Annotated in this window: 10 protein-coding genes; 4 read left to right on the forward strand and 6 right to left on the reverse strand. The window is 41.3% G+C overall.

Annotated features, from left to right (window positions below; all coding sequences use genetic code 11):
- The first annotated feature begins 69 nt into the window (after window positions 1–69).
- The gene (locus IPP86_06820; GenBank protein ID MBL0138228.1) at window positions 70–3837 is read left to right on the forward strand and encodes a T9SS type A sorting domain-containing protein; all 3768 of its coding nucleotides are present in this window, start codon (window positions 70–72) and stop codon (window positions 3835–3837) included.
- A 58-nt stretch (window positions 3838–3895) separates the two neighbouring features.
- On the forward strand, window positions 3896–4465 hold the full coding sequence (locus tag IPP86_06825) for a hypothetical protein (protein ID MBL0138229.1): 570 nt from the start codon (window positions 3896–3898) through the stop codon (window positions 4463–4465).
- A gap of 64 nt (window positions 4466–4529) precedes the next feature.
- On the opposite strand, the gene IPP86_06830 is transcribed toward IPP86_06825, so the two are convergent.
- Window positions 4530–7127 carry a hypothetical protein gene (locus IPP86_06830; GenBank protein ID MBL0138230.1) on the reverse strand — a complete coding sequence of 866 codons (2598 nt, stop codon included), beginning with the start codon at window positions 7125–7127 and terminating at the stop codon, window positions 4530–4532.
- A gap of 272 nt (window positions 7128–7399) precedes the next feature.
- Here IPP86_06830 and IPP86_06835 point away from each other — a divergent pair, with 272 nt between their 5' ends.
- The gene (locus IPP86_06835) at window positions 7400–8419 is read left to right on the forward strand and encodes a DUF3089 domain-containing protein (protein MBL0138231.1); all 1020 of its coding nucleotides are present in this window, start codon (window positions 7400–7402) and stop codon (window positions 8417–8419) included.
- A 144-nt stretch (window positions 8420–8563) separates the two neighbouring features.
- Complete coding sequence (locus tag IPP86_06840; GenBank protein MBL0138232.1) at window positions 8564–9988, forward strand: hypothetical protein; 1425 nt, start codon at window positions 8564–8566, stop codon at window positions 9986–9988.
- A 225-nt stretch (window positions 9989–10213) separates the two neighbouring features.
- Here IPP86_06840 and IPP86_06845 read toward each other — a convergent pair whose 3' ends face one another.
- The 5 genes from IPP86_06845 to IPP86_06865 all read right to left on the reverse strand — a co-directional run bounded on the left by IPP86_06845 (window position 10214) and on the right by IPP86_06865 (window position 24296).
- The gene (locus IPP86_06845) at window positions 10214–13507 is read right to left on the reverse strand and encodes a glycosyl hydrolase (GenBank protein MBL0138233.1); all 3294 of its coding nucleotides are present in this window, start codon (window positions 13505–13507) and stop codon (window positions 10214–10216) included.
- A gap of 301 nt (window positions 13508–13808) precedes the next feature.
- A complete protein-coding gene (locus tag IPP86_06850) occupies window positions 13809–15074 on the reverse strand; it encodes a SpoIIE family protein phosphatase (GenBank protein MBL0138234.1) in 1266 nt (421 codons plus the stop codon).
- Window positions 15075–15276: 202 nt separating this feature from the next.
- On the reverse strand, window positions 15277–16086 hold the full coding sequence (locus tag IPP86_06855; protein ID MBL0138235.1) for a T9SS type A sorting domain-containing protein: 810 nt from the start codon (window positions 16084–16086) through the stop codon (window positions 15277–15279).
- Between the two features lie 14 nt (window positions 16087–16100).
- A complete protein-coding gene (locus IPP86_06860; GenBank protein MBL0138236.1) occupies window positions 16101–17540 on the reverse strand; it encodes a T9SS type A sorting domain-containing protein in 1440 nt (479 codons plus the stop codon).
- 129 nt (window positions 17541–17669) lie between these two features.
- On the reverse strand, window positions 17670–24296 hold the full coding sequence (locus tag IPP86_06865; GenBank protein ID MBL0138237.1) for a hypothetical protein: 6627 nt from the start codon (window positions 24294–24296) through the stop codon (window positions 17670–17672).
- Between the last annotated feature and the right edge of the window lie 102 nt (window positions 24297–24398).

The following is a 24398-nucleotide window of genomic DNA, read 5'->3' on the forward strand; positions in this document are numbered from 1 at the left end:
TCATAAATTGCGATGCAATGGGATTGAACTTCCCATCCTTTTATTTCTATCGTTTTAATTATAACCAACATGAAAACTCAATTACTCAAGATTGCTCTTGGCTTGCTTATTTTTTCGTGCTTCAATGTGAATGGACAATCCGTTCAGTTAAACTGGGCAGCCCACGATGGTGGCCCCGGAATCAACGAAGATTACGCAAGCGGAACCACACAGGATGCACAGGGAAATACGTACATAACAGGTATGGTAGCGGAAGCCATGGGGCTTTCCGTAATCAATAGCATTATGACTGTCAAACTGGATCCGAACGGAGATGTGTTATGGAAGAAGTATTACATCAATCCAACCGGAGACAATTGTTATCCGACAGGTATTGCTTATGATGGTTCCTCCGCTATCTATATTACCGGAAACGCATTGGATGGGAGTCAGCACTCGCAAATCATTTTGATGAAATATGATTTATCCGGTTCCTTGCAATGGATTCGACAATACAGTGACCCGGCAACAGATTCGGATTTGTCAAATGGTATCGCTATTGGAAGCGCGAATCAAATTTATCTTGCTGCTTCCTGCCAGGATAGTCTTGCAACTACATCTCAATTCAGAACAATAAAATACGACGCCAATGGCAATTTTCAATGGCAGAAGGATTTTTCACTTGGATTTACAGGAGCCAACCAGGCCAGTGCAATTTGTGCGGATGCATCCGGCAACTGTTATGTCGCCGGGAATTGCAGGACAGCGAATCAATATAACAATGTGGTAACCGTCTCCTATAATTCTGCAGGGTCCGTAAACTGGTCCAGCACGAAGTATACTTCATCAAATGATTATGCTGTTGCCATCATTCGTTCATCTGCAGGAAATATTTTTACGGCAGGCTCTCTCAATAATTACGCAACAGTCACCAGATACACTTCCGGCGGCAATGAAGACTGGAGCAATTATACTACGGAAATATACGCCTATTCAATGGCGCATGATATCGCGGTGGACCCTTCCGGGAATGCTTATATCACAGGAACCTATTATTTCACAGTCAATAATGATCTCACTACAGTAAAGTTCAATACCACAGGTACTCCAACCACATTTGTTTATGGAACTGCCAACGATTATGAAGCAGGCATCTCTGTTGAATGTGATGCCGCTGGTTTTATCTATACGATGGGTTATTCAAATACGGGAGGACATTATGATTATTGTCTGTTAAAACACAATAATTCAGGTAGCCTTCAATGGAATAAAACAGTTACCCGAAGTGTGAGCTATGACAGCTATTTAAATTACCTGCATGGCCAATACTTAAGTGTTGATGCAGGAGGAACATTTACAATTGCCGGTTTTGATTTTCAACTTTTGACCGCGGAAGATTTTCTGTGTACGCGATTTTCAGGTTCCGGAGCTATTCAATGGAATAAACTGATTTCACGTTCAAATAACAGTTACGATTTCCCGAGCGGAAGCGTCATGGATGCCGATAGAAATATTTACGTGACAGGCTCCGGAGAAGGGCGAGATGGAGGATTGAATGTTTATACAGTTTGTTATGACAAGCATGGAGCAAAACGATGGGAAGATCTATACATTCAATTGTATGAAACAGGGGAATCATCGATAATAGCTGTTGATAATAACCAGAATACCTACGTTGCCATTTATGCAGGTGGTTACAACTTTAATCCGATACATGCGCCGGGAAATCCAACTTACAGAATGAGATTGGTCAAATATGATCCCAATGGAAACAGAGTCTGGGATATTTACACCCCGGAAGAAGTTTATCCGGCTGATATTAAAATCGATCAGAATGGAAATATTTATGTTCTCGGAACTTTAAATTACTCTGTTAGTCCTACAGAAATAATTTTGAAAAAATACGATCCATCCGGAACTGAAACATGGTCACGCACTCTTTCATGGATGAATGACAACTATGGAATTTCGCTTGCTCTGGATGACCAGGCTACAAGTTATGCTGCATTCACAAGTTTTGATAACCTGGGTTTTTCAGATGCAGTGGTTGCAACATGGGATGTCAATGGCAATCCGGGTTGGACCAGCGGCTACCTTGGTTTCGGAGGTAGCCCGGACGCACACAAAATAAAAGTTGACAGTCTTCACAATTGTTTTTTGTTTGTCGAAAGTATAACCGGTCTTACCGACAGAGATATGAGTGTCGAAAAATTCGATGCCTCTGGATCTTTCAGAATGGAAGTCCGTTATGACGGACCATCACATCTTGCAGATTTCTGTTATGATATGGAGATCGATAATCATGGATTCGCCTATATCACCGGAAGCACTTCTTCTCCCACAACCGATTTGGACATGGTTGTCGCGAAATTAGACATGAACGGTAATGTCGGATCTATAGACTGGTCGACCATTTATGATAGTCCGACAAGTGGTTATGATCACGGGAATAAAATAACAACAGATCCATTTGGTAATATTTACGCAAGCGGATTGGTTCAACCCCTCAATCAGGATGCTGACTTTATTATTTTCAAATACGATGGAAATGGTAGTGAATTATGGAGAACGATTTACAATGCTCCCGCGGATGGCTTCCACACTCCGGATGCCGGGATATTTTCTACCGGATTAGGCGAAGTTTATGTTGCCGGTCACGGATTATGGGATGATTCAACATCATCCGATTACATCACATTGAAATATTGTGAAACACCGGTGATTAGTGCGAATGGAAATACTTCATTCTGTCCCGGAGGATCTGTCGTCTTGAGTGTTCCCCAGGCTTACACATATGAATGGAGTACCGGAGAAACTACACAATCCATTTCAGTCAATGCCGCAGGAACTTATACAGTGACCAGCAATGGATGCGCTACATCCTTGCCAACAACAATCACAGTCTACACACCACCAACGGCAACCATAAATCCTTCCGGTATAGTTGATATTTGTGATGGTGACATCACCACACTCACCGCCTCCTCCGCCAGTGCATATGTTTGGACTCCCGGTGGAGCTTCAACTCCGAGTATCCAGGTAAGCAATTCAGGATCATACGTTGTTACTGTTACAGATAATCATGGCTGTTCAGCTACATCACCGTCGACCCAGGTTATCGTCCATTCACTTCCTGTTGTTTCAATTTCTCCATCAAATCCCGCTCCTATTTGTCTGGGCGATACAATCGCATTGACTTCGACACCTGGTGTATCTTATTTATGGTCACCCGGAAATGAAACAACATCCTACATCAATGTTTGGCAGAGCGCAAATTATTTTGTGAATGTGACAGATAATAATGGTTGCACCGGTTCTTCAGCTCCTGTGACTCTTACCGTGAATCCACTTCCAAATCCAACATTTAGTTTACAGGACACCATCTGTATTCATGATACATTAGTGCTTAATGCTAATCCCACCGGTGGAATATTTTCCGGGCCGGGAGTTGTAAACAATGTTTTTCATACAGATTTATCAGGACAAGGAAGTGTAACACTGACTTATTCCTACACAGATCCGGGTACTGGCTGTTCAGCTTCGGTGGATCAGTCTATTTTTGTTGACGTATGTTCAGGAATCACGATGAATCCTGCATCTTCCACCGGACTTGCTGTTTATCCTAATCCTGCCAGTATGATGGTACAAATTGATTTGAATTTGATTTCTCGGGATAATATTCAATTAAATGTGCTGGATATTTCAGGCCGACTGATAAGAAGCATCGTGAATGAAATCACATCATCAGGAAATCACCTGTATAATTTTTCAACAGAAGAGTTAGCTAACGGTGTTTACTACATCACTTTACAATCCGACCATCAGCAGGCGGTTGTCAGGTTATGTGTAAACAACTAAATCTGAAATCCCGGCATCACATTTCTAAATGGGATATCGGGAAATTCATATACACATTTTGAAAAAGTACTTATTCCTCGCCCTCCTTTTTCTGTCATTTGAATCGGAGTTGTTTTCACAAGCCGGGTGTGATACTGCAGGTATTGTAAAACAACTTGCTTTCGTATTTGAAAGGGATCAGTCTGTCAGAAAATCCGACGACTCGATTGCCTATAGGTCCATGATTGACAGCAGCAATCTTTCTTATGTGGAAGAACTTATTCGCAACTATGGATGGCCGGGTAAAAGTTTTGTCGGGGCAAAGGGCAATTATACAATCTGGCTGATCATCCAACATGCAGATCTTGCAACACAGGAGAAATATCTTCCTCTGTTAATTCAGTCTGTTGCCGATAGCGAATCCCGGCCTGTTGATCTGGCTTATTTACAAGATCGCATCTTCATGCATCAGGATAAAAAGCAGGTTTACGGAACACAGGTATGGATGAATCCCAAAACAGGTCTTCAGGAATTCTGGCCGATTGAGGATGAGAAAAATGTAAATATCCGTCGAAAAGAATTAGGAATGTCAACTTTGGAAGAATATGCCGGATACTTTGGCATTGAATACAAATTACCGAAAGAATAATTTTTTAGAGATGAATATTTAAATTTTTTCGTCACTTTAAATTTCATTCTCAAACATCCCACACTTAAGGATGGACAACCATTAATAATAATAAAAAGTTATTCTCCATCAGGCTATAGTCAGAAGACTCTACCAGCAGATCTCCTGTTAAATCTCCCGACACATATCCATTTTGAATCAATTGCGAAGAATTTTCAACACTATTAAAATCTGCACTATCCACAACACCATCCTGATTCACATCGCCACCATAAAGTGCCGCGCTGCCGTCCGGTAAAATAATTTGATTGGAAGCATAGGCTTGTGATGCTGAAGTTGTAAAATCATAATTGGTTGTAACAATATTCAGCAAAACCGGAGCACCGCTCCAGACTTCAAGACTGTTGCGGTGAGTAACATCAAGATAGTAATTGACTCCTGACAAAGCTGACGGAAATAAAAAAGTACCGTAACCCGATGTATTCAAGGGTCCGCTCTTGCTGGCAACAACAGTGTAGGGAGAAAAAGTACTTCGCAGTCGTACAGTAACAGTGTCACAATTTGCTAATCCGGACACTTCGCGCATCAGTCCTCCGGATAAATAGAATCCCTGAATGAACAGCCTTATCTGAAGCGCACTCGTTTGGACAATTGTAAGAGTTGTGCTGCTATTAACCGTGCCGCAGGGAGTAATGACTGTAACATTACCGCTAACTGCTCCGACGGGAACAGTAAATGTGATTTGCGAAGCATTTAATATAGAGAACGCGACAACCGAACCATTCAATTTAACAGAAGTTGCACCTGAAAAATTGGATCCATTGATTGTAACCAAAGTTCCTGGAGCTGCAGTTGAAGGATTAAATCCCGTAATACCAGGAGGAGGAGTTGCAACTACATTGATCACGTTGCTGGTTGCTGAACAACCATTGTTTCCTGAAATAGACACCGAATAATTTCCGGTGGTGCTAATGGAAACGGAAGAAGTCGTTGCACCATTGGACCATAAATATGCGGGCGCCTGTGTACAACTTAAAACCACAGATCCGCCCTGGCAAAAGCTTGTCGGCCCCGATGCAGTAATCGTTGGGAAACTTACAGGATACGTTAATAAAACGTCATCCAATCTGTATTGAGTAGCAGTACCATTCTGTTTGAATTGAATACTCAATGTGGATGAGGATGGAATTGTTCCTGTTGCGGTGCGGTAATGCCAGATAGCTGTTCCGGTACCCGTTGGCAGCGCAGTAAATGAAAGCTGTGAATAATTAGTCCCATCAGTGCTTACCAATACCTGGAAATCCGAACCATTTGAAGCGGTTGTACTTTTAAACAGACCAAAGGAAAGTTGAAGCCCGCTCAATCCGCTGGTATTAATACCTGAAATGATAAAATTTCTTCCAACGGTATTGGTTACAAACACATTCGCCCCACCGGAGGCTGTTGCATAACCTATAGAATTAGAGCTTCCTCTTATATCCGCAGATCCTGTCATGGTGTAGGAATCATTGTCAAATCCATTTGCTGATTCGTGAGCAGCAATTGTGGTTGTACCGCCTACTGTCCCCATCGTTTCGCCAAAAACTGTTGCTGTCGCGGAAAAAGGTTGCATTGCAACGGCCCATGATGGCGATGTAGAAGTACATCCATTTGCATCAGTGATCGTCACTGAATAAGATCCGGCAGTACTCACGGAAATAGATCCGGTAGTTGCTCCATTCGACCAAAGATAAGAGGAACTTACTGGTGCTGTTAATGTTGCGGAACTGCCCTGACAAAAGATGGATGGCCCACTTACAACAGGATCCTTCGCACAAGGGTTCCAGCAATAATCAATGGTAGTAGCAGAGGCTGCAGCGCCGGCATGTGGCAGACTGTACATGTCTTCCACCATTCTTAGTACGTTGTAATGATTAATTGTGTTTGAATATGAACCCGGTTTAACATGTTGACCAATGATAAATGTAAGGATATGTTGTCCGGACAAATCATCGTCTTCATCAAAAGTAAAAACCAATAAACTATTGTGTGTTTTTGCCCATTGAATGTAGGCATCAAGTTGACCTTGACTCCAGCTGTCGCCTATTGCAATCCGGGAAGGATCCGTACCATCATGCATTCCATGAACCAGGTTTGGTACAACAAACGCGACAGTAGGAAGCAAACTAAAATTAGAAGGAAAGGCCGTATACGGTTGATTACTTGTTGACGGAATTCCATTCGTAGATCCACCCTGCCAATTCACCCAGGGGTTATGTTTGCGGGCGTACAAGCCGGACACAGAATCATTCGCTCCAACACTTGGCAAATCTTCGGAATAGCCGGTGAATGTTCTTCCGGCAGCAATCAATGAAGCGCCCAGATTTCGCGTTGTGAATGGAAGAATATCAGGAACGTTATTATCGACAACGCCCTGATTTGATCCGGAGAAAAACTGCAAATAATTTGGTTGACTGGGATGAGAAAGCCCGAAAGACTGCGTGAACAAAGCACACTGTTGATCCGCGAACAAACTATTGATGTATGGAGCTGCAGAAGAGCCGACAATTTCCTGGTAAGCATGATTCTCCATCATTACGATCACAATGTGATCCGGTGTCGGGAGATAGGCAAAAGTTTTTTGAGAACTAAAGCCTGACAAGATCAGGAGCATGTAGATGTATCCACTTCGTAAATATCCCATAGATGATTTTTCATTAAACAGAAAACCGTCGGGGGAAACGGAAACATAAACTGGTCCGGGCAGAATACCCGGTTTTGAAAAGATAAATTTAGGAGATTATTTTAACAATACAACATGATAAACGTCAAGTCAGATAGCTCTTTTGAAGTTAGACATAATTATTTCTGCCTTATTGCCTTGATAAAACCTTAGAATGTATCTGACACTGGGGAACACGGACTAAGGTAAAATGTCTATCTTCAAGGTTTGTTATTTTTAAAATTAGTAATTCAATGTTCCGTCAATCAAAACAACTGGTCACTATTTTTATATGTTATCTTAGCTTCACATCTTGTCTTCAACCCATTCATCCTTTTTCACATTACCGGGTACCTCCCATTCCGGACTATTCGAACAAATCCAGCTGGGCAGCATTACCGGATAAAAAAGACAGTGCGGATGCCTTGCCACCCGGGGCTGGTCTTTCAGACGGACAAGCAAACGCACTGGTAGATGTTTTTTATATACACCCCACTCTGAATTTTAGTGGAAGAGGCTGGAATGGAGATATCCATAATAAAAAGTTGAACAAGACTGTCGACAAATTTCCATTGCGTTTCCAGGCCAGTGCTTTCAACGGATCCTGCAAAGTGTATGCTCCCCGTTACAGACAAGCTACTCTATATGCATTCACAAAACGCGCCGGAGAAAATGGAAAAAAAGCACTCGACCTTGCTTATGAAGATGTCTCGAATGCTTTTCAGTTTTATTTAAAAAACTGGAACAAAGGACGACCTTTCATTATTGCTTCGCACAGCCAGGGCAGTCAGCACGCTTATCGTCTTCTGAAGGATTATTTTGAAAATAATGATTCATTGAAAAACCAATTGGTTGCCGCTTATGTCATCGGATTCAGAACTGATACCTTTTATAAAACTATCCCTGCGTGTGATTCCGCCAATCAAACGGGCTGCATTCTTTCCTGGAATACTTATAAATGGGGAGCTGTGAGCACTAATGAATCCCTCGGATCAAATTGCTATTCTACCAATCCGCTTACATGGAAAAACGATACTGCTTATGCTAGCGCTAAACTAAATCCGGGTGGTTTACCCAGAAGATTTGACCGAATTGATCCGGGAATTTGTGACGCTAAAATTCAAGGCGGATTGTTATGGATTCACAAACCTAACAAACGCGGCTATTTTCGGATAGGAAAAAATTATCATGTTTGTGATTACAATTTGTTTTATGTGAGTATTCGGGAAAATGCTGCCTTACGAATTCAATCATTTTTTGAAAATAAACGATAATAATGCCTTCTTCCATCGATTGTAATTTGTTAAAACAAATCTTACATCAACAAATAAACCGGTATAAAAACTATTTTTGCTTTCAGTTTTTTGAAAGAATCGAAATTTGACTTATCGCTAAGTTAAATTGTACAAACTTCATTTATGCTGTCAAAATTAAAACCACACACACTTTTCATTCTGTTGCTTTCTGTCAGTGCAGGAATCCTGATATACTTTAGTTATTACAATGAGTTTTATGAAGGTGGTCCGGATACCATTTGGCACTATTATTTTTCAAAATACGCCTTGTACAACACACAATTTTTTCTTCACCATTGGGGAAAGCCATTCTTCATTTTATTGAGTACGTGGTTTGCTCAATTCGGATTTTTTGGAATTAAAATATTCAATGTATTATGCGGGTCTGCTTCTGCAATTATTGCTTACAAAATTTTACAACATTTACGGGTTCCATATAAATGGTCAATAGTGCCTCTTCTGATTTTTTCACCACTGTACTTTATAATTCTTCAATCTTCACTTACAGAACCACTTTTTAGTTTAATACTGATTTCCGGGATCTATCTGTACTTCAAAAACAAGTATCTGCCTGCTACAATACTACTCTCCTTTTTATTATTCTCCAGAAGTGAAGGCTCCTTCATGCTTGTCTGTTTTGCTGCGTATCTCGGAATTATGAAGCAATGGAAATATTTGCCGTTCTTCCTGACTGCTTTTGTATTGTATGCAATTGCAGGAGTGTTAATGGGTCATAATTTCTTTTGGTACTTTAAAGAAAATCCATACGAATATATCAGTCCATACGGTCATGGTCATTTTATGGACATCTTAAACAGATATAAAGATATCTGGGGCTTGCCCTTTACGATAGCCTTGTGTCTTGCAGGCTCAATCACATTATTTCTCTATTTCAAAGAAAAGCAGTTCATTTTCTGGAAACCGGCAAATGAAACCGCTCAGCTCTTCTATTTAGTGTTTATTCCGGCAGCTGTCTTCACCGCATTTCATTTATATGCCTGGCATTTTGGATTGTTTGGGTCTGCAGGACTTGAACGGGTACTTGCTTGTGTCTTTCCGTGCTATGCGGTGCTGACCATCTGGGCATTTAACAAAATCCTTCTTTCAAAAATTCCAAAATCAGTTAGCCTGAGTTTGCTGCTGATTTTTTTATTTTTTCATGTGAAAACCCCTTTCCGTGTTTTCAGTTATCCATTGAAAGCATATGGCCGGCAAAAAGCACTGATGGATGCAGGGAAATGGTTCACTTCAACCAAGCCGGATTCGAGCGTTATTTTCTATGTCGACCCGACACTGATTTTTCAAATGAACAAAAATCCATTTGATAAAAATCTGAACAGAGAACAATTCGCCTTTGACCCGGAATGCAAACAACAAGAAACACTTCCCGCTTACTTTTTCTGGGATTCACAATACTCTGATCAACTGTGCAATAAAAAACAGGCGGATGTGGAGAAGTGCGACTATAAACAGATCAAGGAGTTTACGGATGGCGATCAATTGCGAATCATCGTGTATGAAAAGCTTCCGGAACCAATTCAAAAATAAATTTCAGACATTCTCGTATTGAACAAGTAGTACTAGTTAGAGTAGTTAAGATTTTTCAACATGGTCATTTGAATATTTCAGATTAGTAAAAATTTAGACTCTAAATTGACACTTTTCTTAGTGAGCTTAAATTTCCGCTCGTAATACCAGCTAATATTGGTGCATAAAAAATTCAAAGCCTGTGACCCGAATCAGGATCACAGGCTTTGTAATTTCCGTTGAAGATTACTTATTCTTCCACTCAGGAATCCTTCCCGGTGTATATGGTGCCTTGTTCGCTTCAATCAGATCTTCAAGTTTACGTATATCCTGATCCAGTTTTTTCAATTCCTGCAGCACAGGTTCAAATTGTTGTCCCGCGGTTTGTAAGGATTGGATTGCCGTTTGTGTCGGAGCCGTGCTTGCTGCCCACAGAGAGCTTTCAATCGCTGAAACTCTGGAATTGATGGATGTCGGTATTTCAAATTCTCTTTTTGCCATACTTGCATCACCGTTAAGACTTGTATTCACAGCAACCATTCTCTTTTCAAAATTGGTAACTTGTGATAACGCTTCCGGTAATGCAGCAGGTGCATCGAGGATTGCCTGTTTGATGAACTTCAGTTTATTCGACAACTCTCCTCTGTATGCGTCGGCTGAAGCAGTGGCCCGGCGAAGCTCACTCACTTTTTTGCAAAACGCGTCAAGCGCTTTTTTATCTGTTGCCGCCATCGACGCGGCATTTAGTGAGTTTACAGTGAAGGATTGTGGTGCGACAAGTTCTGCAATTTTTCCATCCTCAAACTTGCTCATTGAAACTGTGTATTTCCCCGGCATTGCAGGATACCCAAGTTCCGGAACATCGTATGGATTTGTAGGATCCGGTGTGTTGAAAGAAACCGGTCCGGGAGATCCATAACGAAAATCCCAAACAAGTCTGTTCATGCCTTTTTTTGCAGAAGCCTTCAAATTCCTGATTACATTTCCGGCATCATCCTTTATGACAAATAACAAGTAAGGATCCGGATAATTATCTTCCAATCGAATTGAGTCTGCTGAAGGATATGAAACAGGTTCTCCTGCTTTAATCTTTTGCTTTTCTATCTCTTTACGTTTCTCCCTGATCGTTTTCAAATCTTCTTTGAGATAATAGGTAAACACAGCGCCGACCTTGGGATTGGGCGTTGAGTAAAATCCTTCTCCCTGAAAACCTTTGAGAGGCGCTCCCCAGTCACGACTTTCATTGTACAGCCATGAATCCTTGATTGTTGAAATCCAGGCTTCTTTTTTCAAATCATCCTTTTTCAGATTTCGTAAAGGCGAATAATCATCGAGGATATAAAAACCTCTTCCGAAGGAAGCCAGAACCAAATCGCTTTCTCTTTTTTGAATTTCGATATCACGTATTGCTATAGTCGGGAGTCCGCTTTTTAATTGAATCCATTCTTTACCACCGTCGATAGTGAAAAAGATTCCGAATTCAGTTCCTGCAAAAAGGAGATCACGATTTACATGATCTTCCGCAACGGTATAAACGCTTCCTCTTTCCGGTAAGTTGCCAATGATTGGTGACCAGGTATTCCCGCCATCAATACTTTTGAAAACATAGGGTTTGAAATCACCATAACGATGATGATTAAAGGTGGCGTAAAAAACATTTTTGTCGTGCTGTGAAGCGATAATCTGGTTGACATATGTTCGCTCCGGAACTCCCGGGATATTGTCAACTTTCGTCCAGTTTTTCCCTCCATCCCTTGTTACCTGGATCAAACCATCGTCTGTTCCAACGAGCAAATGATTTTCATCAAAATTACTTTCCGCAATGCTTACAAGATTTCCATAAATATCTGTGGAGCCATTTTTTGACAAAGCATCCATACTCCACACCTTACCCATGACAGGCAATTTATTCCGGTCAATCTGGCGCGTGAGATCTCCGCTGATTGTCTGCCAGGAATTACCCATATCATCACTCTTAAAAAGTTTATTCGCGCCAAAATACAGACGTGTATGTTTATGATGTGAAATGAGTAATGGCGAATCCCAGTTCCAACGCAATCCGGGTTCACCGGCCGCTTCAACAGGACGAATATCTACAACTTCTCCGCTTTTCTTGTCATACCGTGCAAGTCCGCCATACTGGTATTGCGGATAAACGATGTTTGGATTTTCCGGATCAATTTGCGTTTCGAAACCATCACCTTCAAGAGTGATAAACCAATCGGCATTTGTAATTCCATTCGCGCTGGTGGTGCGTGATGGTCCGCCAAGCGAATTGTTATCCTGAGTTCCACCATACACATTGTAAAAAGGCAAAGCATTATCTGTTGCAACTTTATAAAACTGCGTTACGGGTAGATTGGATTTAAATTCCCAATTGGCTCCGGCATCGTACGTTTGATAAATTCCACCATCGCAACCGACCAACAAATGTTTTGTATCAGATGGATCAATCCACAAAGCGTGATTGTCTACATGTTTGTATTTTTCACCAATCTTTTCGAATGACTTTCCCCCGTTCGTTGAAACCATTACCCAAAAATCAACATAGTATACTTTTTCCACATCTTTCGGATCGCAAAAAATCTCCTGGTAATAATTACCGGAAGTGGTGTTGTCACAACGCTTTTCCCAGCTTGCTCCGCGATCAGTGGAACGGTATACTCCGCCTTTCTTCTCCCCTGCTTCAATGATCGCGTAAATCACATCCGGGTTAGCAGGTGAAATAGACAATCCGATTCTTCCTCGATCTACATCTGCAGGAAGTCCGTTCTTCAAAATATCCCATGTCGCTCCGCCGTCAGTACTTTTGTAAATATTCGATTCAGGACCTCCGTTGATATATGTGAAGACCTGGCGACGGCGTTGATGAGACGTTGCGTATAGTACATTTGAATTTCGGGGATCAATATGAATTTCATTGAAACCTGTGTTTTCACTTACATTTAAAATCTGTTTCCAGGTTTTACCTCCGTCTGTTGTTTTGTAAATACCACGTTCACCACCTGCGCTCCATAACGGACCATATGCAGCTACGTAGACGATATTAGAATTGGCCGGATCAATTGCAATCATACCGATATGTTCCGAGCTTTTCAGTCCGACATTCTTCCAGGATTTTCCTCCATCCTCAGATTTGTAAACCCCATCTCCGTATGCAACACTTCTTTGATTATTGTTCTCTCCGCTACCAACCCAAATTACATTTGAATTCTCCGGATCAATTTCTACACATCCGATGGAGTAGGATCCTTCACCATCAAATATCGGCTCATAAGTATTTCCTGCATTTTCAGTTTTCCAGACACCACCACAGGCTGCAGCAACATAATATGTTTTTGGACTCAATCGATCCACGGCGAAGTCTACAACACGCCCGGATGTAAGAGCCGGACCAATGCTCCGAAATTTCAATCCGTTAAATGTCTCCGATTTCCAGGGATCATTTTTTGCAGCAGGAGTATCTGACTTTTTTTGAGCACTCGTTACAGTTGCAAATAGCAAACCTGCGCATAATGTAATCAGCACTATTTTTTTCATCTGAATAAATTTTGATGGAATAAAGATGTATCATTTTTTTTAATTTTCAATAGGATTTGAGAACTAATTACACATCCACCCTAACATTTTTTTGATGAATATCAGAATCTCAATGAATTGAAATTAATATGAGTGAAGCAAAAATACGGTGTCTCCAATTCTAATAAATCGTCGGGATTAAGGAAACTTAAGATGGGCTGTTAAAAGCTGTTAAATGTCCAGATTGAATTATCACCTGATCCTGAAATAGCTTAATGTGCTAAAAGAATAAATTTACACAGAAAATAAATAATAAAACCGGTCAAACTCTTACACCGATCAGCAGGACATCGTCAACCTGCTCGTGATTTCCCTTCCATTCCTCAAAACATTTCAAAAGATATTCTTTTTGCTCCTGCATGCTGAGCTGCTGAATATTCAGGAATGTATATTTGAGTTTTTTTGTCATGAATTTTTTTCCGAACTCTCCACCAAACTGATCCGCATAGCCATCGCTGAAAATATAAAAGGTGTCATTCTTCTGAAGATCGAAATGATGACTTTGAAAATTTTCTTCATGTACGATTTGCAATCCACCGACCGGAAATTTATTTGGCTGCACAACCATTAATTCGTTTTCCCGGATCATCCACAGAGGGCGATTCGCTCCGGCATATGATAATTTATTATTGAATAAATCGACTGAGCAAATCGCGATGTCCATGCCATCCGTTGATTCGCCGCTTCTTTGATTCAATGTTTCAATCATCGCATCATGCAGTGCATCAAGAATTTTTCCCGGGTCCGTAATTTTCTTTTCATTGATCATTTGATTCAACAGAGAGCTTCCCACCACACTCAGAAAAGCGCCTGTTACTCCATGTCCGGTACAATCCGCCGCAATGATCATTGCGCCTCCGGGCTGTGGGAAGTATGCGTAAAAATCACCGCTTACAATATCCTTTGGCTGGTAAAGCACAAACGATTTACTTAAGGTAGAATAAATCGTTTGCTCCGCAGGAAGAATAGCGGTTTGGATACGCTTCGCGTAATTTACATTGTCCGTAATCTCGCGATTCTTCTGAGAGATTTCTTCATTTCGCAATTGCAATTCCCTGGTACGTTCATCCACAAGCTGGGTGAGTTCCGCTTCACGGTTGCGCAACTGGCGAACAATAGATTCATTCTGACTTCTCAATCTCCTGGTAAGCGCGCTGATTATTTTCTTTCCGACTTCAGGCTGACTCTGGAATAATTCAAAGAAAAGTTCACGACTGATTTTTACGAGATGAACTTCTTCGACTGCGCTAACAGACATCGATCTGGGTGCTTCGTCGAGCAAGGAAAATTCGCCGAAATAATTTCCCTGTTCCATATAAGCGATGACATGTTCTCCGTCGTGAATTTTGACTTTCCCTTTCATCAAAACAAACATCGCGTTTCCTTCTTCCCCTTTGCGGATGATCAATGCTCCGGTTTCAATGTTGATTTGCTCCAGCTTCCCGGCAAGATTCTTTAAAAGATCCGCGGGAATGCCATTAAAAATCTCAACATGCTGCAGGAGCTCAAAAATGGAATTCGAAATCATCTATAAAATATTGTGTGGCGAAGGTACACAATTCCTTAAATTTCATACACGGGCGCCTGTAAGATATTTACCACACCAACATCAACTTTAAATATGAAATGATGATGCGTAATTGAAAAATATTTCGAAGAATAAAAGCGGTATTAAAAAGTACGATCACATGTTCTAAAAAGTAATTTAGAACTGAACGCTAAGAATACACCTACTCAAGAACCAATTTCCCCGACACCAGATCTTTTTGATCGGAAAGAATTTGGTAAAAATAAACTCCTTTAGGAAGTCCATCTGTGCTAATAAGTACTTTGCTTTTTTCCATATTGAAATTCACAGGGACTATTTTGCCATTCATGTCAATGAGGCGGAGATCTGTTTTTTGATAATTGATTTCTCCCAATTCAACACTGAAATTTTGTGATGATGGATTGGGAAATATTTTCACTTCATCAATTGAATGAAATCCAATAATTCCCGAAGTTTCCAAATTCAAAGTAATAATTGGAACAAAAATATTCGTATTGACCGGAAAAGTGTCAGCCGGGTACGCATATGCATGTGTGATCTCTAATAAATTAGAGCCTTCATTGTAAGGAAACGATCCCGGCTGGAATTCCGCTGCTGAGTTATGTGTAGGTGGATTGGGGCCTCCGCAGAAAAAGGAAATCCGATAAGACATTCCGGAAACCAAAGTATATGAAATCGGCACCGATACGGCTCCGTTTACAATATTATATACACTCACCATATTGGACGCAAGTAGCATACCATTTGATGGATTGTAGATTCTTGCACCAACATATGCTGAATCTCCTGTGCCGCTAAAAAACCGATGAAGTGTCATCGAAGTAAGCGGGAGATCAACCGGAGAAATCACATTCACATCAACACCCCTCGTTTCATTGAAACTCTGAGCTACTCCTGTAATTGTACCGGTGACGCCAGAAGCGAGGTTGATTTGTGAATGAGCATTTGAGAACCATAATAGAAATGCAAGAAGAGTACAGACTTTTTTCATGATTTTAAATTCGTTTAGCGTAAAACAGAAATTTTCCTTTTCAGAATATTTTTTCCGGAAATCAAATTCACGAAGTATGTCCCTGTATTTTTAATACTTATTTGAAATTCCTTCTTGCAAGGAAATTCCTTACAAACAATTTCTCCCAGGAGATTACAAATCATAATTTCATCCACGACATCTCTGCTAGTGATTGAAATTCGGGAAGCTGTTGGATTCGGATAAATGGAAATCTCATTTTCAACTTGAGTATTTATTATATCAGTAGTTGAAGAATAATTCCCCGAACGAAAACGAATTGTTCCACTCGCATCATCTTCCCAAACAACAAAAATTTTTCCACCTCCAAGCGCGACATCCGCATTGGTGACATTATCAAGGTCAACCGTGTCAATCCCCGCAGTCGCAAAAGTTCCGGCTTCCTGACTGAAACGAAGTATGCATTGATCCGCGCCATTTACTCTCTGTTTCCACACAATCGCCAATGCTGTTCCATCTGAAGCGATGCGTGGATAGTTCTGTTGGCTCAGGCCGGAAAAATTTCCGGTGAGTTCAATTGACTGAGACCCTGTCATTCCTGACAAAGATGTCGCGCTCCGGTAAACAAGACTGTTTCCCCCGGCACCACTCATAAAAGTTGAGTAAAGCGTATCACCGATGATTACGCCGTCGGGACCCGTTGCCGGACAAGCATTGATCACCCAGGAATTTTGATCAATGTTCATTCCTCCGTAAAAACTATTGCCTCCATCCGTGCTTATCCCGGTCCAGATATCGCGAATATCCGAATTGTTGTCGCGATACAACATCGCAACCGTATTTCCGGAACTGACAACAGCGCCAGGACAACAATCACAAATGACTGAGGTCGGACTGCTCCATCCGCTTGCTTTTGTATCTACTGTAAACGAAAGACCGTAATCTGAAGATCGAGTGACGACCCATCTTGATTCTAAAAATGCGGCATTGAATTTCATAAATCCAATAACAGGATTTCCGGATTCATCAGTAGTAATTGTTGGAAATCGGGAAAGACTATCAGCGATGTTATCAACCTGAATAGGGCTATCAAAGGTTAATCCACCGTTGAAAGATCGTGTACAAAAGATGTGACAGGTATCCGCATTTTCCGGCACCTGTTTGAAAACAATATAAACGGTATCTCCGTCAGAAGCAATGTCAGGACCCATCCAGCTCGCACCGGCCACATCAATCCCGGGAGGATTTACAAGCACGGGTGTAGTAAATGCTGTTCCATTCCAACGCGAAAACATTGCACGATTCGCGTGACTCCACACAACGAGTGGATTGCCATTTGCGTCGGTTGTGATTCTGGGGTGATTATTTCCTGAAGAAGAAGGCGCTAAATCAATAGCTGAATTCCATGTAATCCCGGTTTGCGCTGTACACAATTGAAATAATACACTAAAAAAAATAAGAAGAAAGTAGCGCATAACAGGGGATGTATTCTCAAAGATAGCCAAATTCGGAAAACATCCCTATAGTTATTCAATGTTGACCAAAAGTTCAAAAATACACCCACGAGCAAGCCGAAAAAATCGCGACTTGCTCGTGGAAATATTTCACGGATGCGCGGAGTTCAGCAACATCTGAAAATTATTTTCAATCAGACTGTAATCTGTTGACTCAACCAGCCAATCACCGGATATATCTGAAGGAACATATCCTGATAACATAAACTGCGAGTTACTTTCAATGGCTGAATAGTCGATAGTATCCACTGTACCATCCTGATTCACATCACCACTGTACATTCCGTAGATGCCGGTATCCAGAAAGCGTTGGTTTGATCCGAAAGCCTGAGAAGCAGCAGTGCTAAAATCATAATATGAACCATTGTTAACGAGAATTGCAACAGCACTCCAAACCGTGAGAGCATTACGGTGTTTTAGCACCAGGTAATAAGTACCTCCGGCTACGGCTGAAGGGAAATTGAATTCAACAGTGCCATTTGTTTGAAGAATGGCAGTATCTGTATACTGAATCGAATATGGAGATGTACTTGCCGCAAGTTGCAAAATAAGTGTATCGCAATTGACAGATGGTGAACCCGGAGATAAAGCGCTGATCATTGTTCCTCCTCCGGAGTAAAATCCTTCAATGAATGTTTTCAAATTCAGAACAATGATACAAGTTCCATTAAACTCATCCGCCCCAATATCAGGATTCAAGGAATTCCTGGTTTGTCCGTCAATATCAAGAGTAGTTCCTGAAACCGGAATTCCGCCTCCCTCAAGGTCACAGTTCCCTGTCAGGTTCAGGTGAAGATCGGAAATGCTGTTGACAAAACTGACCAGACTGTTCTTAGAAAGGTTATCTCCATTGCTTGCCGACTTCCAGCCGGAAAATGTCAGAGCTGTTGCAAGAGGCCATGCTCCGAGTGTCGCGCTATTGGAAGTATACAAATCATTGTAGTCAGATGAAGCGGCCGCCCATGAAACGGATGTCCCGCCTTCATGAACAATTGCATAATGATTGCCGGTACCGCCGCTCCTTGTGTTGTGCAAAATATTATTACGCAATTTCAAAAGAGCGGTAGATGAGTTGTGCCAGAAAGCACCGGATCTGGAATCACCGGTAGCAGAACCGCTGATTGCAATGGAATTGAAAAAATAATTTTTATAATTTCCAATAAAACCATTGATCATAGAATCATAAATGCCATAGATCCGAACCGGGTTTGTATTGGCATCATTACTTAAAGCTATAAAATTATTCGAAACAACAACAGCATAGTATTGTGATGAATACATTCGCAAACCAATGATACAGGAAAGGCTGCTCGTGTTCGCGCCGGTATTTGTAAGTGAATAAATCCTATTGCCGGACACAGTAAGCGTACCCGAACCACTGGGACGGTTGATACTGATTGCTGAAACCAGAGGATTTGAAATAGTCGAAGTGGTCGTCGCACTGAGCCCTTCAATAATATTGTTCGAAACCGACAATCCTGCGGAACCTTCCACATTGTAGTAAATCCCAGTCAATGCATGTGCAAGACTGGCGTCTGTTTCAACGCTTGATTTGGTACTTGCACAAGTAATATTTTTCAGATAATTTCCTGAAACTTCATTTTGCGAACTTCCATTTGTAGTAAGGTAAAAACCAAACACTGCATTGGAAGCAGAATTATTCATGAAATTTATATTCGCAATTGTATCATTGGCAAAAACTCCATTTCCATTGGAAAATCTGCTGATTCGCATTCCATAATGATTTCCTGTACTTGCGATAGAAATGTCATTGGGTGTTGAAAATTTTCCGATTCGATTTCCAGTGAACGATACATTGGCCCGATCAGAATATATTCCGGTGAATGCGCCAGCAAGGCTATTCCCCATCACGATGCTTTCGATTACATTTCCATTCACTGATGTGTTCATTCCGGCGGATTCCGAACAAGTAACATCGATGCAAGAAAATGCTCCCCTTGCAGCGTAATTCACTGACCGAATGGTGTTCCCCCCTATTGTACATGGAAAGGAACTAAGATACACATTCGAATAATTAATTGCCTGAAACTCTCCGGAGGTTCCGGTCGTATTTGAAGCAGAAATACCCCCAATTGTATTGCCTGAAACAGAAACTGGAAATAAATTTTGAGCACTTATATGTATCAAGGCCTGAATAAATGGTTCCGCAGCCGATAAGAAATCCAAACTATTGCTGATTGATGGATCACCGATCATATTGTTCGTGACATCCACAGCGCCTGCTGCAACATTAATTCCCTGAAAGGAACAAACACCTATACTATTTCGTTGATAATTTTTAATCACATTTCCATCAATAAATGATTTGGATGTCGCATTAGAAACACTAAAATAAATTCCATTAAAAGAGAGATTCGGACTTGTTTCAATCATTGGGGATCCGCCTGCAAAGGGAGCTGTCCCTCCAATATAATTCGATGAGATAGTCGCTGAAAGCGGGTCATTGGTTTTCACGGAAATTGCTTCAGAAATTTTAAAGGCTGAAGAATTTGTAAAATAGAAATGATTATTGCTGATATTCCAATTGCCGGCGGAACCGGTGTTATCCAGAATAATACCATCGCTGATATTGACAATTTTATTTCCAGATATCACAATATCGCTATTCGCTGCGGAACCGGTATAAATACTATAACAGTATATTGCAATATCCGGCTCAGGGACAGAAAGATCGGTTCGATCACTAATCGTACAATTCAGTATAGAGTTGAAATCATTACCTGTTGTTCCGATGGTATAACTTAAAAAGATGCAACCCCCGGAGTTCGCGCCACCTTCAACAAGTAATGCATTGAAAGTATTGTGTGTTGCATCATTTCGCAGCAATATGTTTGCGCCTGCGACTCCACTGGAAACAAGATTTCTAACTCTGAACATTGCATTTGTACCCATGCTTCCTCCAGGTGACCCGTCAAATGTTATATAATCCGCTCCATCCAGAAGGAACATACCATTTATACTACCAAATAAACTTCCTGCCAATCCAACAACAGCCGGCACATCACTCCTTGGTCTGAAAACTGCTGTCGCAGAAGCATTCCCCTGGTAAGTGAATGTGATTGGAAACGTTTCTCCTGCACCGGTATAATTATTTTGTATTTCAAAAATTACTGATTGGGTCGGAGACCATGTGTTCAGAAAATTTACCGCCGCTTTGATTGTAGGGAAAGGAGAAAACTGGTTCACATACGAAGGTCCGGATGGAGGAGTATATGAACTGCCGGGACCGATGCAATAAATAGGAATTCCGCATCCTTCATCAATGTATCCATCGCAATTATCATCCTGATTGTTGCAAACTTCCGTAACTCCGGGATGAATCGCCGCATTCGCGTCATTACAATCACCAGTAATCGCTGTTAGTTCGGTTGGCCTGTAGCCATGATTCGGTCTCAGACATTGTACGACTGTAGCTCCTGTACCATAATCATCTTCGTCAGCATCAATATACCACACCTGGTTTGGATGAAGTAAAGTATCTGCATCGTTACAATCCAGTTGATTTGCAACATATCCTACAGGAGGTGAACAAGCCTGTGCTGTAACTAACACGTTGCCGTATCCATCTCCATCTGCATCTTCATAATAAGTAGTTGCATTGTTAATCAGAACTGTTACAATTCCGCCCATGCTCTTACTACATCCTGTCGATGTCTCAGTAGCAATGACAGAATACGTTCCAACTATGGTTTTCAGACCAAATGAAATGGCGGATCCATTCCCATTGACCGGTGATCCGGATGGCGTGATTCCATTTAAATACAATTGATAACTGGTTCCTGTTTCTGAACCAGAAAGACCAACATTTACACCTGTTCCGGGAACTGAGCAGTAAGAACCGCCGCCGGTTACAACGAATACTGCCGGTGTTGTGTCCTTTACCTGTATTGTGTTTGAAAGAGCAGTGCATCCATTGGATGCCATGATTGTGCAATTATACAGACCTGCTGTATTGACATTGTTAGATGCAGTAGTTACACCATTCGACCATTGATATGCTATTCCGGTACTTGCATTCAGCGCAACAGAACTTCCGTTACATATATAATTCGGGAGGACTGCTGTAATAACTGCGCCCGGGTTATTTGATGTCAGCTGAATATCATCAATCCTGTATTGGGTGATGGGAATTGCAGCAGCCTGTCTAAATCGGATTCGCAGATTCGAAACCGAAGGTATTGTTCCACTAGCAGTACGAAGAAACCATGCAGCCGTCCCGGTTCCTGTTGGTAGTGTATAGGAAAGTGGAGAATAGTTCACACCGTCTGAGCTAATCTCAAGGATGAGCTGGTCGGCAACACTCAATATTGTATTTTTATAAATTCCAAAACGAAGTTCGAATCCGGAGAGGCCAATCGTATTGATTCCTTCTATCTGGAAAAAACGTCCTGAAATTGAATTGAAAAAAATATTCGCATCACCTGATGCTCCCAAATAACCTGAGGATGGAACAGTCACCCTGACATCCGCGGTTCCAGTCATGGTGTAGGAGTCATTATCAAAACCATTTGTGCTTTCATGAGTGGAAACAGGTGTAGTTGCACCCACAATTCCCATTTGTTCCGTAAAAATAATTTGTTCAAATCGCTGAATGGTGAGATTGCTGCCATTGTCATTGCTGGCTATAGCCGGAAGTGAAGAAACAATCCGAACACGATACTCGGATCCAACTGAAATTGACGTAGGTAATACAAATGAAATTGTGCCTGACGTAGTGGACGAAATGGAACCCAAAGTGAGAGGAGAAGAAAAACTTCCACTCTGATCACTCAATTGCGCAGTAAAAATATTCCCTGCATCGAAGGGATAGAGAACAGTAAAAGATACGTGCATACTGTCGCCTTTACAATAACTGCTTCCGGAAAGCGCGGTCAGATTGATTTGGTTTTCCGGTTGATATTCCCAGAAATCATTCAATAAACGGCTGCCATTCGAACCTCCACCAAAGTATGCTTTCGATGAATTCGAAATTGCAGTACCTTCATACCTGTCACCCGGCAGATCATTTAATTTCGTCCACACATTTGTAAAAGGATTGTATTTATAAAGTTGATTGTAAAGACTCAAATTGTCACCTCCTGCCAGATATCCAATAGAACCCAGACTAAATCCACTCGCGAGGCGGACATTTCCTCCTCCTAAATTTGCTTTTTGAGTCCACGAATTAGTAGTAGGGTTGTATTCCCAGAAATCACTAGTTGCACTCCCTGACGACAAGCCTCCGCCAACATAACCTTTGTTGCCAATAGTAAAACTGATTGCCTCTGACCTTACACTTCCACCAAAATTTGCTTTTTGCAACCATGTATTTAAAGCCGGATCGTATTCCCAAAAATCAACACTTCCTGAAGTGAATGCAGTTGAATTAGCTCCGGTTCCGACATAGGCCTTATTCCCAATTACAAATGAGGCCATCTTGGATCGCAGTCCACCGCCAAAATTCGCTTTGGTTGTCCAGGTATTTGTGGTTGGATTGTATTCATAAAAATCACTCAATACTGAAGATGCCCCTGTTCCCATTCCCATATATCCCTTACTTCCAATCGCGAAACCGGACGCTCCATACCTTGCAACACCGGGCAAATTCGCTTTTTGAGTCCATACTTCAAGTGCAGGGTCCCATTCCCATAAATCATTTAGAAATTTATCATTCGATTGCCCCGTTCCCATGTAAATTTTTTCATTAATACTAAAACCGGCAGCAAACATTCGATTGATAGCTCCAAATCTCGAAATTGAACTCCATGCATTCGTCACAGAATTATATTTCCAAAAATCTCCGACATCTCCTGTCGTATTCCCCAAACCAACAAATCCATCTGTACCTATACTGAAGGCTACAGGATTACTACTTGTTGCTCCTATAAAGCTGGCTTTCGCAATCCAGGCATTTGTAGATGGGTTGTATTCATAAAAATCAACAAACCTCGTTAATGAACTCATACCACAACCAAAATATCCTTTGCTTCCAATGGAGAATGAAATTGCATCACCACGTGCAGCGCCTGGAAAAGAAGTGCGCACCAACCAGGTATTTGTCAGTGGTGTATATTCCCAAAAGTCAGCCAGTTCAGTCCCCAGATTATTCAAACCCAATCCAACATATCCTTTCAATCCGATACCCGTACCGGAAGCATATCTGCGCGAAGTAGAGGGAAAATTCAAACGCTGAAGCCAGGAGTTAGTGGAAGGAGTGTATTCCCATAAATCGACCAATAAACCTCCTGCATTTTCTCCTAGTGTAATGTAGCCCTTTGTGCCTATTGAAAGTCCTAAAGCATCTTTACGAGAGGCACCCGGAAAACTTGCTTTTGCCGTCCATGCATTGGTTGCAGGATCATATTCCCAAAAGTCAGACATGTAACTTGACCCATTAAACCCGGTTCCATAATAACCTTTGCTGCCTACACCAAATGCAATGGCTCCTGTTCGCCTTGTTCCTGGAAAATCTGCTCGTTGCGACCATAGATTTGTAACAGGATCATACTCCCAGAAATCAGAATTCTGCATATCATCATCAGAGGTAAAAACATATCCTTTACTGCCGATACTCAATCCAATACCTAATGATGTTGCCTGTGGGCCTGCAGTGAGATAATAACCAATGTCCTTCTTCTGAACCCAGGTGTCGGGCTGAGAGAAAAGATAAAAAGGAGAAAATAAAACAAACGTTAAGAAAATTTTTACTTTTTTCATACGAAGACTACGAATGGATTGGTGCATAATGAATGTGATATCATGCTTCATTTGAAGCACGAATTATGATTAATACCAGACAAATTTGTCGGGTGATAATTG

It is taken from the genome of Bacteroidota bacterium (assembly GCA_016720935.1).
GTDB lineage: Bacteria > Bacteroidota > Bacteroidia > AKYH767-A > 2013-40CM-41-45 > JADKJP01.